Source organism: Mucilaginibacter inviolabilis (assembly GCF_011089895.1).
Lineage (GTDB): Bacteria > Bacteroidota > Bacteroidia > Sphingobacteriales > Sphingobacteriaceae > Mucilaginibacter > Mucilaginibacter inviolabilis.
The window spans coordinates 798,642-814,013 of record NZ_JAANAT010000001.1 but is presented as its reverse complement, the minus strand read 5'-3'; the positions used below and the strand labels follow the sequence as shown (position 1 = coordinate 814,013).

Below are 15,372 nucleotides of genomic sequence, written 5' to 3'. Positions count from 1 at the left end.
TATACTATAGAACACAGTCGCAACCAGTATTAAACAACACCAACATATAATTTAATTTTGCTGCGCTTTTGAAGAATAAACTTATCCAAGATACATGCCATTGCCGATCTTATAGGGTAAAGAAGTTGACTTTGAAATAGACAGGTTACACTGTGGGTCAAAAAGAGTTAGTGATTTGGAAAGACTTATTTGAAGAAAGACTATATTTAATTAAATTAAGTATGTAGTATGTTTAAAAACAGTCGAGAAATGCATCGTGTCATTCTCGAACTGTTTCTCAAAACGCTATTCTACTCAAATCTCCCAAGAAAATATTCGGATTTTATGACCTTACGCTCCCTTGAATCCGACGAAGTATTGCATAAAATCTCCATCTAAAAAGGGGCTTTTAATTAATTCAAAATATTCCACCCCTTTCTATAGGACTTTTAAATATTAGAGCGTCATACAATAAAATGAAGTATGATTTTAATATGTCTTTACCTGCTACAACATTATTTAAAAAGAAAGATGACCAAAAAGAATGTGATCATGTCGGATTGAACTTCAAAAATTGAATTAAAAATTCCGAAGGCTTACCCTTCATAAAATCACTCTAATTAATCTCAACAATTGATGAATTTATAAAATGATAAAACAAATTAATGAAACAATCCTGTATGTCGCTGGATTTATGCTAATCTCTTTCTATCTGTTACTACTCATGTCCGCTTCGTTTGAATTGCTCATGTTTATTTTAATTCATTCATGCTAATCATAGTAACCTAGTATATAATGGGCAGCCTTGATAAATATAATTTAAAAATATTTTCAAATTCTTTTAGGACTTATTAAGTCTAGATCCGTCTCCCCTAAAAAAGCAATTAAAATGAAAATAAGAAAAAACTATTCAGTAAAAAATTTAAACAGATGTACTTTAGGGCTAATTGGCTCCATTTGTTTTATTGTTACGGCATGTAGCACAAACAAAAAGAGCAATCCAGCACCTGTACCCCCGCCAGCCAAAACCTTTTCTATTTCTGAAACAATTTCAGCCGATCCTAATTTTAGTTTGCTTGGAGCTGCATTAATCAAGACTGATTTAGCCACGACTTTAAAAGGCAAAGGAACATTCACTGTATTCGCACCCACAAATACGGCTTTCAAAGCTGCAGGTTATAAAGATGAATCTGCAGTAAATGCTGCCGACAAACGTATTTTATCTTCCATTCTGCAGTACCATATTCTTCCGGTGAATTCGATTCCTATTGCTGCGAATACTGAATTCGCGACACAAAGCAGCGAAAAGCTATATGTAACAAGAACAGATGATGATAAGATCTCTGTTAACGGGATACCAACAGTAAAACTTAGTAAGAAGGCAACAAACGGAACAATTCAAGTTATTAATACAATATTAACCGTTCCTGTTATTGATGTAATGGCAATAATTAAGAACACACCCAATTTGACCTATTTAGATGAAGCTATTAAAAGAGCAAACTTATCTACCATACTGTCTGAAAAAGGGCCGTATACAATTTTTGCACCTTCCAATCAGGCATTCATTGATGCAGGGTATCCAACCATCAATGCTATAAAAGCTGCTGATCCTGCAAAACTGTCAAACCTGTTAAAATACCATTTGATCAATCGGAGACTTTTTTCATCCGATTTCAAGGATAAAGCTGAAGTACAAACGTTAGCTTCTGGGACTATAACACTTAACGCAACGGGTGGATTAAAAATAAAAGGTAAATCTAACACCGACTATATATTATTGAGTAAAACAGATAATATAGCTAAAAATGGAATAGTGCATGTGATCGACAAAATACTGCTCCCCTAATTAATACCCCTATATACCGGGGCCAAGTTAATTGATTAACGAGGCCCCATTTTTTCAACTTTTCCACTGAGTAATAAAATGTGCAGGCTATATTTCTCCATCTCTTCCAAACAGATTAATTAAAATATCATAAAATCGTTAGTGATTAGTTTGCAGAAGGTTTTGATATCACTTTTTATAGAATTACTTAATTAAATCTTTAACAGCAATCTTTTTCATCTCATAATCTGTGCAATAAAAATACCCCTGACCTGTACCACTGATATTACCGTAAATGCCACTCGGATTAGTTGAAAATATATTTTTCCAATCCGTTTCCTGGAATAATGTATAAAGGTATTGACTATAACTCTCAGACAAGGAAAACTTATAAACTGTGATGGAGTCGCGAAGACTTAAAACCGGTTCTCTAAACTCCTGTGTTGATGAATATAAAGAATTAGGCGCTCCAAGCTGATGAGTATAAATATAAGGTACGACGAAACTGTTAAGCAAGTTGGTTATAGAGCTCTTATCATATATAACTATCCACCTTGCGGCCGTTGGAGCGCCAAATAAATGTTTAGGTATTTTCAGCTGAACCTGATCTGCAGAAATAGCCCGGGCCGAAAAAGGCAGGTTATTTAATTGGATAGAAGGAGTTACCATACTTAAAACATCAGCCGCTGTATACTCCACTTTATTATAGGTGATGTGTAATGTATAAACTCCGTCATAATTGGTATTGTTAGTTATAGTACCTGCATATAATCCTGGAGTTTGAGTCTCTTTAAACGAGATTTCATCTGTTCCATCATTTACGCTTACTAATGCATTGCTTACCGGCGATGTTTTTCCATCGGGTAATAACCCCGGTTTCGATAATCTAATTTGCTGACTTGTTTGAAATGTGGTTATTCCGCCTTCTACAGCCAGATCATAAGTACTGCCGTGATTATTGAATTTTATTGGTGATACATAACTATTTTTACAAGCGGTGATCAAAATACATGAAATCAACAAGGCACTAATCTTTTTCATTTTATCAAAATTTAAAGTTATAGGTAACACTTGGCACAATACCTGAGCTTAGATTATTGACGGTTGTTGGATGATCGATAGCATAAAAAATTATATTTCTTTGATTTAACACATTGTAAACAGAAAAAAGCCAGGTACTTTTCCATCTTTTTTTATGATCTGTCCTTGTTCGGGGCTTCAGTTCTATCGTTAAATCAAGTCTTTTTTCATCAGGAAGGTGAGATGTATTTCGATCTTCAAAAATAGGGATCCTTTGCCCATTCTCAATGTAGTAACCAACCGGAAGCGTAACTGGGCGCCCTGATTTATAAGTAAAAAAAGCATTTATGGATATTCTGGGAACTGGTTGATAATCTACCGAAAATCTTAAATTATGGGGTATGTTATAATTTGCTTTAAATGTATTATTGTCATTAATGCCTGGTATCTGCTTATTAACCATAGAATAGGTATAGCCGAGGTTCCCGGTTATGTTCTTCCATGATTTTGTTAAACTAAATTCTATTCCACTGGCAGTAGATTTGCCAAATTGCAGCTGACTTTCAATAAAAGGATTTAAAATAATCTGAGCATGATCATTCAGTTCCACCTGATTATATAGCTTCTTTAGATAGGCGGTTGTAGTAAAAATGATTTCTTTACTATTCAGGGAGTAACCGATGGAATAAAAATCTGCCATTTGAGGCGCTATTGTAGAACTTGCCGGTATCCATGACTCTAATGAAGAAAAAGCTAATTCTTCGCCCTGTACCAGTTGTAAATACTGGTAATTACGATTATATACCATTTTCATGGCACTATTTTTATTGAAATTGTATTGCAAACACAATCGTGGTTCAAATTTTAAAAAGTTTTTAATTGGTTCTGTCAATAAATCTGAATATCCCGAGTTCATATAAAAATCGACAATATCGGGTCCATTTGGTAATAGTGTTTTATTGTAAAAATAGCTCATTCGCAATCCATAAGTTAACTGCAAATCAGATAATATATTGAAACGATGATTAAAATAGGCGGCCATTTCTATTGCTTTATGCCTTGGTATATTTACCGGTATGGTATCATTAAACCTTGACGGGGATTCTCCGGGTATAAACTTGTGATTAATTAAGTTAATACCGAACTTAATCTGTTCACTGTTATGCACATAATATGTAAAATCTGCTTTTATACTTCTGTCAATAATCCCAGTGATCCACTGAGATTTTGCATCTGACTGATCCGCATCGATGTTAAGATGATTAGAGTAATTACTATATAAAACGGATAGATTTAAAAATAAGCGACTATTAAATAAGTGGTTCCATCTAAATGTGGCAATTTTATTTCCCCAGGAATTATCATAATTATCAAAAGCCCGAAGTTTATCAAACCCATAATATCCAGATATATATATTTTATTATTGGTATTAAGTTGATAATTTAGTTTAAGGTTGAAATCAGAATAATTTGCATTATAAGGAAATGGATCAAACGCTTTTAATAAATTGGTAAAGCCTTTTCTAAAAGTAAAAAGATACGAACCTTTATCGGATACAAGCGGTCCTTCTACGGCCAATCTTGCAGACAACATACTTAAGCCTCCTTTAACATGGAAAGTTTTGTTATCTCCATTTTGCATTACGTTATCAATAACGGATGATAAGCGGCCCCCGAAATTTGCTGGAATTTCATTTTGATAAATTTGTACCTGGTTAATTGCATCCGGATTAAATACAGAAACCAAGCCAAATAAATGCGCAGGGTTATAAACAGGCGCTTCATCCAAAAGAATCAAATTTTGATCTTTATCGCCCCCTCTAACAAATAAACTGCTGCTGCCTTCAGTTATGGTTTGAATACCATTCAATAATTGGACAGATTTGATTAAATCGGGTTCGCCCCCTTCTGATAAATGGCTCCAAATAATATCCTGGTTTAACGAGCTACCGGCAACGGGATTCACGAACAGATCATTATTTTTCGCTGCTACCCTTACTTCTTTTAAAGTATCTGTTTGTTTCTCCAATAAGATATTAACGGCCATCGGCTGACTGACATTGAAAACAATTTCCTTCTTTTTATATCCTAAATGAGAAATATGTAATGTATCATTTCCTCCGGGTAGCTCTAAAGCAAAATAGCCGTAATTATTTGAGGAAGTAAGATGTTGGGAGGAGTTAAAGATAGAGCCGCCGATAATATATTCACCTGTTTCTGCATCTTTAATAAAACCTCCTATTACAAAAAAGGGCTTTTTTTTTGCTGTAATAACAATAACATTTGAGGTAAGGTGATATTCTAGAGGCGTATCTTTGAATATGAAATTTAAAATTTCATAAACTGGAACCTCTTTAAATCTACGGGTTATTTTTATGTTTCGCGGTATTATCGCAGGATCAAAAGAAAGGTTGATTTTTTTTTCAACTATTAACCTGGTAAGCGCATCACTTATAGAACTTTTCTCAAAAGCTATATTTAAATTATTCGTTTGCCCGTATAGAGGCAATTTAAATAAAAGACTAAAGATCAGAATAAATCTGAACCATAGTTGTTTTTTAAAATAGCAATAAAGATGGGGCTGCACTTTAATTAATACATCAGATTTTTTTGCTCTTCAAATAATAAATTCCGTTTTTATTTCCAAAATCTATATTCAAGGAGCCACTAATTACTTTAAGAGCATCCTCCATTGACTCATTGTTAAATGAAGCAGTCAGCTCCTTGTTTTCCAAATCCTTGTCTGATAAATCAATACGGACCTCATAGGCGTTTTGCAACTGCTCAACAACTTTTTTTAAGGGGCATTTTATAAATCTAAACTTTTTATCAAGCCAGGAGGTAGTATTTAGGTCCTTCTGAGGAACCACCTGTATGTTTTTTGAAAAGACATTATAGATCGCTTCCTGATTTGCCATTAGTTTAATTGAATCTTTATCAGTCTTTTCTGAGAGGGCTACCACTCCTGAAATAACGGAAACAATGGTAGCCGATTTCCCATTTCTGATATTAAATATAGTACCAATATCCTTAATTTTCAAAACACCCGAGTAAACCACAAACGGATATTTTTCGTTATGAATTACCTCAAACAAAGCCTCACCCTTAACAAGCTTTAATTCTCTGGACAAAGAGAAAGCTTTTCTGGAGTAGCAAACTTCTGAGTTGCTGTTTAGCTGAACCTTGCTCCCATCAGGTAAAATTATTTTCAGATGTTGGTTTGCTTTTGTTTGAAGAATAGTAATATCATTATTTCGGGAGCGCCACATTACCAGGACAATACTTAGAGCTACCACTAATGTTGCTGCGATAGAGGAAATCCAAAATATACGACTTCTGTTATTGTGCTTAGTTAAGGTTACTACTTTCCTATCCTCCGATAACTTTTTAAATCTCACCCATGATTCATCAGTATTTAAAAGATTCTGATGAGCCAATGAATCCAGATCATGATTGATGGCAACAATTTCATTATAAAGCTTTACATTTTCGGCCGACAATGCTAACCAAGCCTCCAATTCCTCCATCTCGCCGGGCGAAAGTGAATTGCTAAAACTGTTTACAATCAGTTCATATGGGGCGTTATCGAAATTATTTTCCATCATCTGCATACATGACTGTAAATCATCCAAAAAGTACTATAATAAAAATCAAAATCCAGGTTTTACTTGAATTTATAAATTCCTTGATTTTTTTATATCCATAGGTCAAATGGTTTTTGACGGTTTTTATAGAAATATTTAAGGTATCTGCTATCTCTTGCTGTTTAAGTTTGTCATATTTACTCATCAGCAATACTTTCTTACAAATTGGCGGTAATTGTTCTACTGCTTTTTCTACTAGTTTTAAACGATTTTCCAGCTCATCAAAATTATTCTCTTCCCATTCTATCGTTTCGGAATTTTCGAGAAATGTTTTCTGTAATGAAACTGTTCTCTTCGACTTTTTGATAAAATCAAGCGATGCATTGACTACCGAACGAAACAGGTACGCTTCAATATTTTTTATAGAAGATAGTAATTCCAAATTGTCCCAGATTTTAAGAAAAATATCGTGAACAATTTCTTCAGACTGTTCATGGTCATTAGTGTACCTGAAGGATACCAAATGCAATTTTTTATAATTCACTTTATAGAAATGCTCAAAAGACGATATGTCTTCCTTGTAAATACCATCGTATTTAGTTGAAGTGTTATCATCTTTATTTTCTACAATCATATATAATTAGCAGCCTTTTACAAATGCTTGCGACTTTCAAATAGCAAACAGATCAGAAAGCACCCTGATGTGTTTTGAGTAAGTTATAACGCAAATGTACTGTAGAATACTATTTTCGATAATAAATATTTTTTTAATATTTATTGGACTAAATATAACTACTCGCGTCTCAATGAAAAAACGGAATAAAAAAACGCTATTTTAAAAAGATAAGGGCGAGTGTTATGAGATAATTATTGATTCTGTTAGTTATATATAACGCCTGTTTCGGAGACAAAATGCCCAACATAATAAATGCAATGAAGCATATCTTAGCGAGCAGAGAAACGCCGATCTTGCTAAAGTAATCGCAGCATTATGTCTTAGAATTGCAACATACGATAAGCTCAGTCGCTTACCTGCAAAACATGCTTGAATAAGTTAGATAATATGCCCAAGTACCTTTTTAACTTTGTTCGATCTCTTTTAAGCTATCCATTTTTTTGTAGGCCAAAAATCCTTTGATATCCTCAAAGTGCTCGCGTACTCGTTTATTACCAAACTCAAATACTTTTTTCACTAACCCGTCTAAGAAATCCCGGTCGTGAGATACCAGTATCAAAGTGCCATCAAAATCCCTCAGCGCATCTTTAATGATGTCTTTAGTTTTCATGTCCAAATGATTGGTGGGCTCATCCAGTATTAACAAATTTACAGGCTCTAATAATAACTTGATCATGGCTAAACGAGTTTTCTCTCCTCCGGAAAGAACCTTAACTTTTTTGGTGGTATCATCACCGCTAAACATAAACGCGCCTAAAAGATCCTTGATTTTAACTGTGCCATCGCTTAACGGGATTTGGTCAATGGTTTCAAATACGGTTAAATTCCCATCCAGTAATGCAGCCTGGTTCTGGGCAAAATATCCGATCTTGGAATTGTGACCCACTTTCAAACTTCCTTCAAAATCGATCTCGTTCATGATGGCTTTGATCATGGTTGATTTACCTTCGCCGTTTTTACCCACAAAAGCTACCTTTTCTCCTCGTTCGATCACCATAGATGCGTTTTTGAATACAACATGATCGCCGTAGGTTTTGGTCAGATCCTCTACCATTACCGGATATTGCCCCGAACGTGGTGAAGGTGGAAATTTCAACCGTAATGCCGAAGTATCTACTTCATCTATCTCGATAATTTCAAGCTTCTCCAGCATTTTTACCCGAGACTGCACCTGCAAAGTTTTGGAGTAAGTCCCCCTAAAGCGGTCTATGAACTCCTGATTATCTGCAATAAACCGTTGCTGCTCCTCATAGGCTTTCAATTGATGCACGCGGCGATCGGCTCGTAACTGCAGATAATGAGTGTACTTGGCTTTATAATCGTATATTCTGCCCATGGTAACTTCGATGGTACGATTGGTAATATTATCTACAAAAGCACGATCGTGCGAGATTACCATTACCGCCTTTGCCGAGTTGATCAGAAAATCTTCTAACCATTGTATACTCTCGATATCCATGTGATTGGTGGGCTCATCCAATAAAATAAGATCCGGCTTTTTTAACAAAATTTTAGCTAACTCAATACGCATTCGCCAACCACCAGAAAACTCGGAAGTTTGCCGACCAAAGTCCTTGCGCTCAAATCCCAGGCCTTTGAGTACCTTTTCTACTTCTGCGTCATAATTGGTTTCTTCTATTGTATAAACTTTTTCGCTCAGTTCTGATACGCGCTCAATCAACTTCATATAATCATCGCTTTCGTAATCAGTACGAATATTAAGCTGCTCGTTTACCTCATCAAGCTCCTTTTGCATTTGATTCGCCTCTTCAAATGCTTTCATGGTTTCTTCAAAAACGGTAACTTTATCCTGGGTAAGTAAATGCTGTGGCAGATACGCTATTACCGCATCTTTAGGGCCGGTTACGCTACCGGTAGTAGGTTTGGCTACATCAGCAATGATCTTGAGGATAGTAGATTTTCCTGCACCATTTTTACCCATCAGGGCTATCTTGTCATTCTCATTTATAGAGAAGGTTACATCACTAAAAAGCGTGGTTCCGCCAAATGAAACGGAAATGTTATTTACATTGATCACAGTATGGAATATTGAATTACACGCAAAGATAAACGAAAGACATATAATTTTAACACTTAGTATTATGGATTAAACATTCTGAAAGTCACGGTTCCCATCTGTCCATCTGGCCCATCCCACCCGGAACGACCATCCTGCCCCTTAAGCCCATTATTCCCATTCGGATTTCCGCTGCCACCAGTTCCGCCTGCACCGCCTTGTCCTCCCCTGCCTCCGGATCCGCCTTTGCCAGGTATACTACTTACTTTAATCAAACTAAGGAAGGGCGTTACCGCTGGTGAGTAATTAACAATAATATTTCCGCCGTTACCTCCTGCATCTCCATCCTGACCGTTTCCGCCGTCCTGCCCATTTCCACCATCTCCACCCGCGCCAGTTACCGTATTGGTAGTAGTGGTAGTTGTTCCATCACTATTGGTTGTGGTTTCTACGTTAACCGAAACTGTTCCCGGCGATCCTGATGCACCGGCAAGACCATCTGTACCATTTAATCCATCACTTCCGTTTGCGCCAATACTTGAAATAGCTATTGAACCTCCATTTGTATTAACCCAGTAATTATAGGTTTTATGATAAACATCATTATTTACCCTGATTTTTAACAATTGTGCGTTGATGATAGAGTCGTGATAAATATCTGCAGTAATATTTAAATCTTGTCCTCTTCCGTTTGATCGTATAATACACTGGTAATTTGCAATATAATCAAGCAAAAAATTAAGTGTATCAGTTATTGTAGTGTTCTTAGCTAATAAGGCAGTCAGTTGTATTTTATCGTTGCTGATTTTGGTTGGATCGTTATCAATTTTCAAATCGCTTTTTGACTTCGAGATATGTACACCGTTAAATTGGAACCCAAAATCTTTCAGATTCTTCTTTACAGGTGCCCACTTATCAACAAACATTTTATTATCAAAGTATTTCCGGACACCAAACATTACATGGTCGCCCGGCGCTTTCGAAAAATTCCCTGTGGTTAAGATTTGTATACTTGTTTCGTAATTGTACGGAATTTTCTGAGTGAATAACCACTTACCTCTTCCACCTAAAAACCATTTTTTTGTATAGACATTGACCGTTATTGAGTCTCCCTTTTTGTATTGACTTCCGCTGCCTTTGATTTTAATTTTTCCATTTGAGTAACTGCCACTATCTACATCTATTTTATATTTCGACCAACTATCAGTACCATTTGAAAAACCTTCTGTTTGTGATCTTTGCCCTTTATTAGATGTGGTTATGATACCGATGGGCAACGAATTACCTTTTACCCGTAATATACCAGGATCATACTGGATAAGATATTCCTGATTGACAGTATCCTTTTTTGCATTCTTAACAGACGATTGAGCAATTGCCGGTAAGCATAAAGCTAATGAGACAAGAAGCATGATAAGGAGTTTCATAAGTGCCGATTAATTTTAATAGCTTTTTAACTAAAACTAAGATCATTAAACAGCATGAAGGTTTAAAAGAGTTACAAATTTGCACACCAGTTTAGTCTGAGCAGTTGCTTTTTACTAAACTAAAAAATCAGTGTAAAATAATTGATAACACTGATCATAGGCAGAATCTCTCCGAAATTCTCACTTCAACACATTCTCGATAACGAAAGCCTTTAATTCGGCCATTTTTCCATTGTGAAATCGCCAGACATCACAGTATAAATAATCGACCATTTTCCCCTCTTCATTCTTCATACTGATTTTGCCGAGTGCTGTAACAAACTCCCCTTCGGCAATTAAGTTTTCAACTATGAACTTTGGTGCCTCCATGTATGCGATTGCCATATACTGTCGAACCGCCTCTTTCCCTTTTAAGGTCTTGTCACCTACAAATATCCACTCCGTATCCTCGGTACAAAAAGACAGAAAACCTTCATGATCGCCTTCTGTAATAGCGGCGTTTGCCTTTTCCAGTATTGTTTTATTATTCAAATTCATATGGTGTTTCTAATTTATATCGCAATTAGTACCTTTTTAAACGCTCAAGAACAATAAAAGGTGTTAAAGATTTTTTGTTTTGGTGATTTTCTAATGAGACTTCATTACCAAGGAGATAACAAATCTATATTCCATTTGCTGCTGTTAAAATTATTGGTTTGCCAGCTGTTACCAATATAGTATGTTCATGCTGAGCTACAAATCCACCTTTATTACCTACAAAAGCCCAACCATCTGAGGCTGTCTCAATAAATGCAGACCTGGTGGAAATAAATGTTTCAATAGCAACAACAGAATCCTTTCTAAATCGCCTGATTTTATCAAAACGATCGTAATAATTCATTATCCCACTAGGCTCTTCGTGTAAACTTAATCCAACTCCATGACCACCTAAATCTCGGATAACGGTATATCCTGCCTTTTTGGCCTTAGTTTCTATCAGTTTTCCAATATCAGAAATCCTTATTCCTCCACTTATTTGAGAAATCGCATCCAATAATATTTCTTTGGAGGTATCTATTAAATGTTGTACACCCTGTATATCTTCTCCTACAATAAATGAGCATCCGTTGTCAGACCAAAAGCCATTTAATTCTGCGGATACATCGATATTAATAATATCTCCATTTTTCAGAATGACCTTGTCAGAAGGGATACCATGAGCAAACTCTTTGTTAACGCTGATGCAGCTATAACCAGGAAAACCATATGTTTTGAATGGAGCAGATTTCGCACCAAGAACCTCCAATAGTTGTCTTCCGTATTCATCTATGTTTTTTGTAGACATACCTATCTGCGTATACGCCTTCATTTTTTGTAAGGTAAGTGCAACAGCTTCACTCACATTCTTTATACCTTGCAGCTCTTCTTCCGTTTTTACAACCATAAACGCAAAGTTAGATGTCATTAAATTGTGCTCATAGTAAATATTAGACATGGTATTATTCTGCGGCGGTTAACATTTTCCCGTAAATTTGCTGCATGCCGATAAATTATCTGAAAAAGATACAATTAGGGGAATTTAATGCTGATGGTTATAAAATTAGTCCATCAACAGAGCTTGAATCTGTTATTGAGGGATTTTATGTTTTCGCCAGAGATCCAAAGGATAATACACATCTTATTTTTAATGATGGGTTTCCAGTACTTGTATTTTTACCAGGTCGTGAAGACACAGTAGAAGTAACAGGGCAAAATGGGACATTTGAAATTAAAGCGGCTTGGGCAAGTGCCGGCTCTATTAAGAATGTTTATGTTAAATACCATTATAATACCGATCAGATTTTTATAGTTCGTTTCTATCCAGGTGCTTTTTACCAGTTGTTTGGTTTAGATGCTCTATATTTTAGATATAATCCAGTTGCCTCATTTGAATATATCGCCAGTAACAATAACTTCAGCATAAAGAATTTTTTCCAATTCAAATCTATTGAAGAAAAGGTAGCATTTGTAAGTACATATGTTCAGTATTCTTTTACGAAGATGGGCGCCCCTGAAACCTTACATAAAACATTGAATTATATTCACAAAATAAACGGAAAAAGCACCGTAAAGAATGTAACCCATGATGCCGGCGTGAACTATAAATGGCTGGAAAGGAGTTTTGTGCAGCATATTGGACTTCTACCAAAAGAGTACATTCAACTCCAACGTTTTATGCATGCGTACCTCGAACTGGTTGCTAGCAAGGATGTCAATTTGATGCAAATTGCCATATCAAACGGGTATTACGATTCAAACCATTTTCTAAAAGATTTTAAAGGCTATACCGGAAAAACGCCACTGGAATACCTAAAATTTCAAACACAGGCTAGTCTCTGTCAATAATCTGACCGACAGCTCGTGTTAGTAACGATTCACTACTCCACATCAATATTAACTTTCTCCTTCAAGTGCAGTGGCTTGTAATGTACCAATAATTCTCCTTTGCTATTGCTGCTTGCTTTTTGTAAAAGACGCCCATTAACAGAGATACTGTAATGAGTATTGGGGCTTAGCTGACTGATCTGATAAGCCAGGGGCTTAGTGGATGATTTGTTTATGCTTTGCTCCCATTCTATTTTATTTTGCCCCCAGTTATTTAGTTTTAAAGTCAAGGGATTATCTGTGGTAACTTGCAAAGCCACGTAAGAACTACTGCCATTAAAGTAAGATAATTGATTAGCAGTCGCGTTAAAACCAAAGTTTTTAGGGCTGATTACTTTAAATGTTTTGTTGGATATGGAATAACTATCATTATCAAGGTTTATAGTTAAGCGCTGCCCCCTGAAATTGTATTTGAGTTCGGTACCTGCCAGTTCCGGTGTGATATGCGGATCGAGATAAAAGCGATTGTAGAGGGGATTTACACCATATATAGCCTGATACAAACCGACGATGGATAAACTATTGCCTGATAAAATATCATCACCCCTGCCATCCTGTTTCAAACGGCCATATCGCTGGTAGGCCAATCCATCTTTACCATATTGCTCCAATACATTTTTCACGTATTTAACTGCTATAGCAGGATCATAACTGGCATAAGCTTTAACCCCCAAAGCTCCCCAGGATAAAAACAGGTCGCCGTTTTCATATTCAGGAAAAGGATATTGATATTCTTTCCCTTCAGCCGGAGTATAAGAAGTCATGGCTAATGGCCAAAAGAAAAGTTTCTCCCGCTGCATTTGTGCCTCTATATTATCCAGGATAAGTTTTTGACGGGCATGATCTTCGCAAATACCATAGGCAATAGCCATAAAATTAACCGGCGTAATCATATTACGGCCATGTATGGTATTATCCTTATCGCGCCAGTGAACGTAGCATTTCTTTTCTTCATCCCAAAAACCACCTTCATTGGTTGGTTTATTGAAACTGGCTTTGAGTTTAACAGCAAAAGCTTCGTATTGACCAGCTTTAACGGTATTGTGCAGCAAACGCTCTACCGCGGCCCATTTTACCAGGGCATGATAAAGTTTGGCGTTTACAAAGGCATTTTCATAGGATGCCCAAATGATATCTATCCAGTCGCTGCTTCGTTTTTGCCCTGTAAAATCAGTCATCATTTCAACCAAACCATTACCGTTACTATCTCTTTTCAGTATCCAGTCCAAAGCCTTTTCGCAGGAAAGCTGGTGTGTTTTCACCCATTTCTGATCGCCGGTCATGTCATATAATTCGGCCACATTGGTTACAAAATCCGGGTTCGAATCCATCAATATCCCCCATTGTGCCTCGTAGAAACCATCTTTGTTCCATTGACCAGGCATCGCGTCTTCATTGGTGTAAGCCCAGCGCGGATAAACCCGTCCATCTGGTTTTATGGCGTGATCCCGATAAAAATCAAGACAGCTTTTATAGCCATTCAAATAGCCAGGATCGTTAATACCTAAATCTAGCTGACCGATATATTGTTCGTGCAGACAGATTGGGCCATAGGGCGTTGCCCAGCTATTTCCACCAAAATGGAGGGAATCAATAACACCAATACGGGCAATTGTACCCAATACGGCATTCACCTGACCGGCATTTATACCCGTAAGTTTACCCCTTCCATATTTTTCCTGATAGTCAAAATAACTGAATGTTAAACTCTGCGTGCTTTTGCCACCGGCTATACTAAATGGTGCCCAAACATCCGTACTTTTTCGGATAAACCGCCGCCTGTTGGTTCCGCTATCTGAGCGGGGTAACATTTCCTGATCAGAAGTAGTAACCGTATAGGCCAATTTGTCTTCGTTGGTGCGGGTATACTTCATTGCCACCTCTTTACCAGGTGCATCAACCGTAATATTTAGCCCGTTGCCGGTTTTACTGTTCCAGAAACTCGAAGACCGGGTGTGAACGCCATAAGTGCATAGTTTTTCATTAAACAGGTAAAACCAGGCAATACCACCATAACCTTGATAAGCGCCCTCCCAGGTATTGATATGATCAAAATTAATAACAGGCATTGCTGCTTCTTCAACCTGCACCGCTTTGGAAAAAGATCTTTCAACACGCCATTTAATCCCTTCTTTCTGTTTCAGGAATATCCAATTTTCATTGATAGTCAATCCTTTACCCCCATAACTAATTCCGCTGATTTGGATACCGCTTGGGATACTTGATAATAAGGGTTTACCTTTCAACTGCAGGGAAGAATAAGTATTACTACCCACCTTAACCGATGTAAAAGCTCCACTAGCTCCGCTAACCACCTTCTGCCCATTAACTATAAGTGAAACAATACTAGCCTCGTTCCCATAGTTAACTACCATCGATATATGAGAACTGGTTATAGTGATCGATTTATCACCCTCAATGGTCGTTTTCGCCATGCT

11 protein-coding genes are annotated in these 15,372 nt (G+C 36.6%); 2 read left to right on the top strand and 9 right to left on the bottom strand.

What is annotated here, in order from left to right; genetic code table 11:
* The first annotated feature begins 868 nt into the window (after window positions 1-868).
* Window positions 869-1,828 carry a fasciclin domain-containing protein gene (locus G7092_RS03310; protein WP_166086159.1) on the top strand — a complete coding sequence of 320 codons (960 nt, stop codon included), beginning with the start codon at window positions 869-871 and terminating at the stop codon, window positions 1,826-1,828.
* Window positions 1,829-2,011: 183 nt separating this feature from the next.
* Here the strand turns inward: G7092_RS03310 and G7092_RS03305 are convergent, their stop codons facing one another.
* The 8 genes from G7092_RS03305 to map form a co-directional block, all read right to left on the bottom strand.
* Complete coding sequence (locus tag G7092_RS03305; protein ID WP_166086157.1) at window positions 2,012-2,848, bottom strand: DUF4249 family protein; 837 nt, start codon at window positions 2,846-2,848, stop codon at window positions 2,012-2,014.
* Window positions 2,849-2,852: 4 nt separating this feature from the next.
* Complete coding sequence (locus tag G7092_RS03300) at window positions 2,853-5,336, bottom strand: TonB-dependent receptor (protein ID WP_166086154.1); 2,484 nt, start codon at window positions 5,334-5,336, stop codon at window positions 2,853-2,855.
* 91 nt (window positions 5,337-5,427) lie between these two features.
* Window positions 5,428-6,354, bottom strand: a complete 927-nt coding sequence (locus G7092_RS03295) for a FecR family protein (RefSeq protein WP_166086152.1) — start codon at window positions 6,352-6,354, stop codon at window positions 5,428-5,430.
* A gap of 97 nt (window positions 6,355-6,451) precedes the next feature.
* The gene (locus G7092_RS03290) at window positions 6,452-7,045 is read right to left on the bottom strand and encodes an RNA polymerase sigma-70 factor (protein ID WP_166086150.1); all 594 of its coding nucleotides are present in this window, start codon (window positions 7,043-7,045) and stop codon (window positions 6,452-6,454) included.
* Between the two features lie 445 nt (window positions 7,046-7,490).
* On the bottom strand, window positions 7,491-9,125 hold the full coding sequence (locus G7092_RS03285; RefSeq protein ID WP_166086148.1) for an ABC-F family ATP-binding cassette domain-containing protein: 1,635 nt from the start codon (window positions 9,123-9,125) through the stop codon (window positions 7,491-7,493).
* Between the two features lie 62 nt (window positions 9,126-9,187).
* Complete coding sequence (locus G7092_RS03280; RefSeq protein WP_166086146.1) at window positions 9,188-10,531, bottom strand: hypothetical protein; 1,344 nt, start codon at window positions 10,529-10,531, stop codon at window positions 9,188-9,190.
* Window positions 10,532-10,711: 180 nt separating this feature from the next.
* Window positions 10,712-11,068 (bottom strand): nuclear transport factor 2 family protein, encoded by a 357-nt coding sequence (locus G7092_RS03275; protein WP_166086144.1) that lies wholly within the window; start codon window positions 11,066-11,068, stop codon window positions 10,712-10,714.
* Between the two features lie 124 nt (window positions 11,069-11,192).
* A complete protein-coding gene (gene map, locus G7092_RS03270; RefSeq protein WP_438861460.1) occupies window positions 11,193-12,005 on the bottom strand; it encodes a type I methionyl aminopeptidase in 813 nt (270 codons plus the stop codon).
* Window positions 12,006-12,049: 44 nt separating this feature from the next.
* On the opposite strand from map, the gene G7092_RS03265 reads away from it, so the two are divergent.
* The gene (locus G7092_RS03265) at window positions 12,050-12,895 is read left to right on the top strand and encodes a helix-turn-helix domain-containing protein (protein ID WP_166086142.1); all 846 of its coding nucleotides are present in this window, start codon (window positions 12,050-12,052) and stop codon (window positions 12,893-12,895) included.
* Between the two features lie 32 nt (window positions 12,896-12,927).
* On the opposite strand, the gene G7092_RS03260 is transcribed toward G7092_RS03265, so the two are convergent.
* On the bottom strand, window positions 12,928-15,369 hold the full coding sequence (locus G7092_RS03260) for a glucosidase family protein (RefSeq protein WP_166086140.1): 2,442 nt from the start codon (window positions 15,367-15,369) through the stop codon (window positions 12,928-12,930).
* Window positions 15,370-15,372 lie beyond the last annotated feature (3 nt).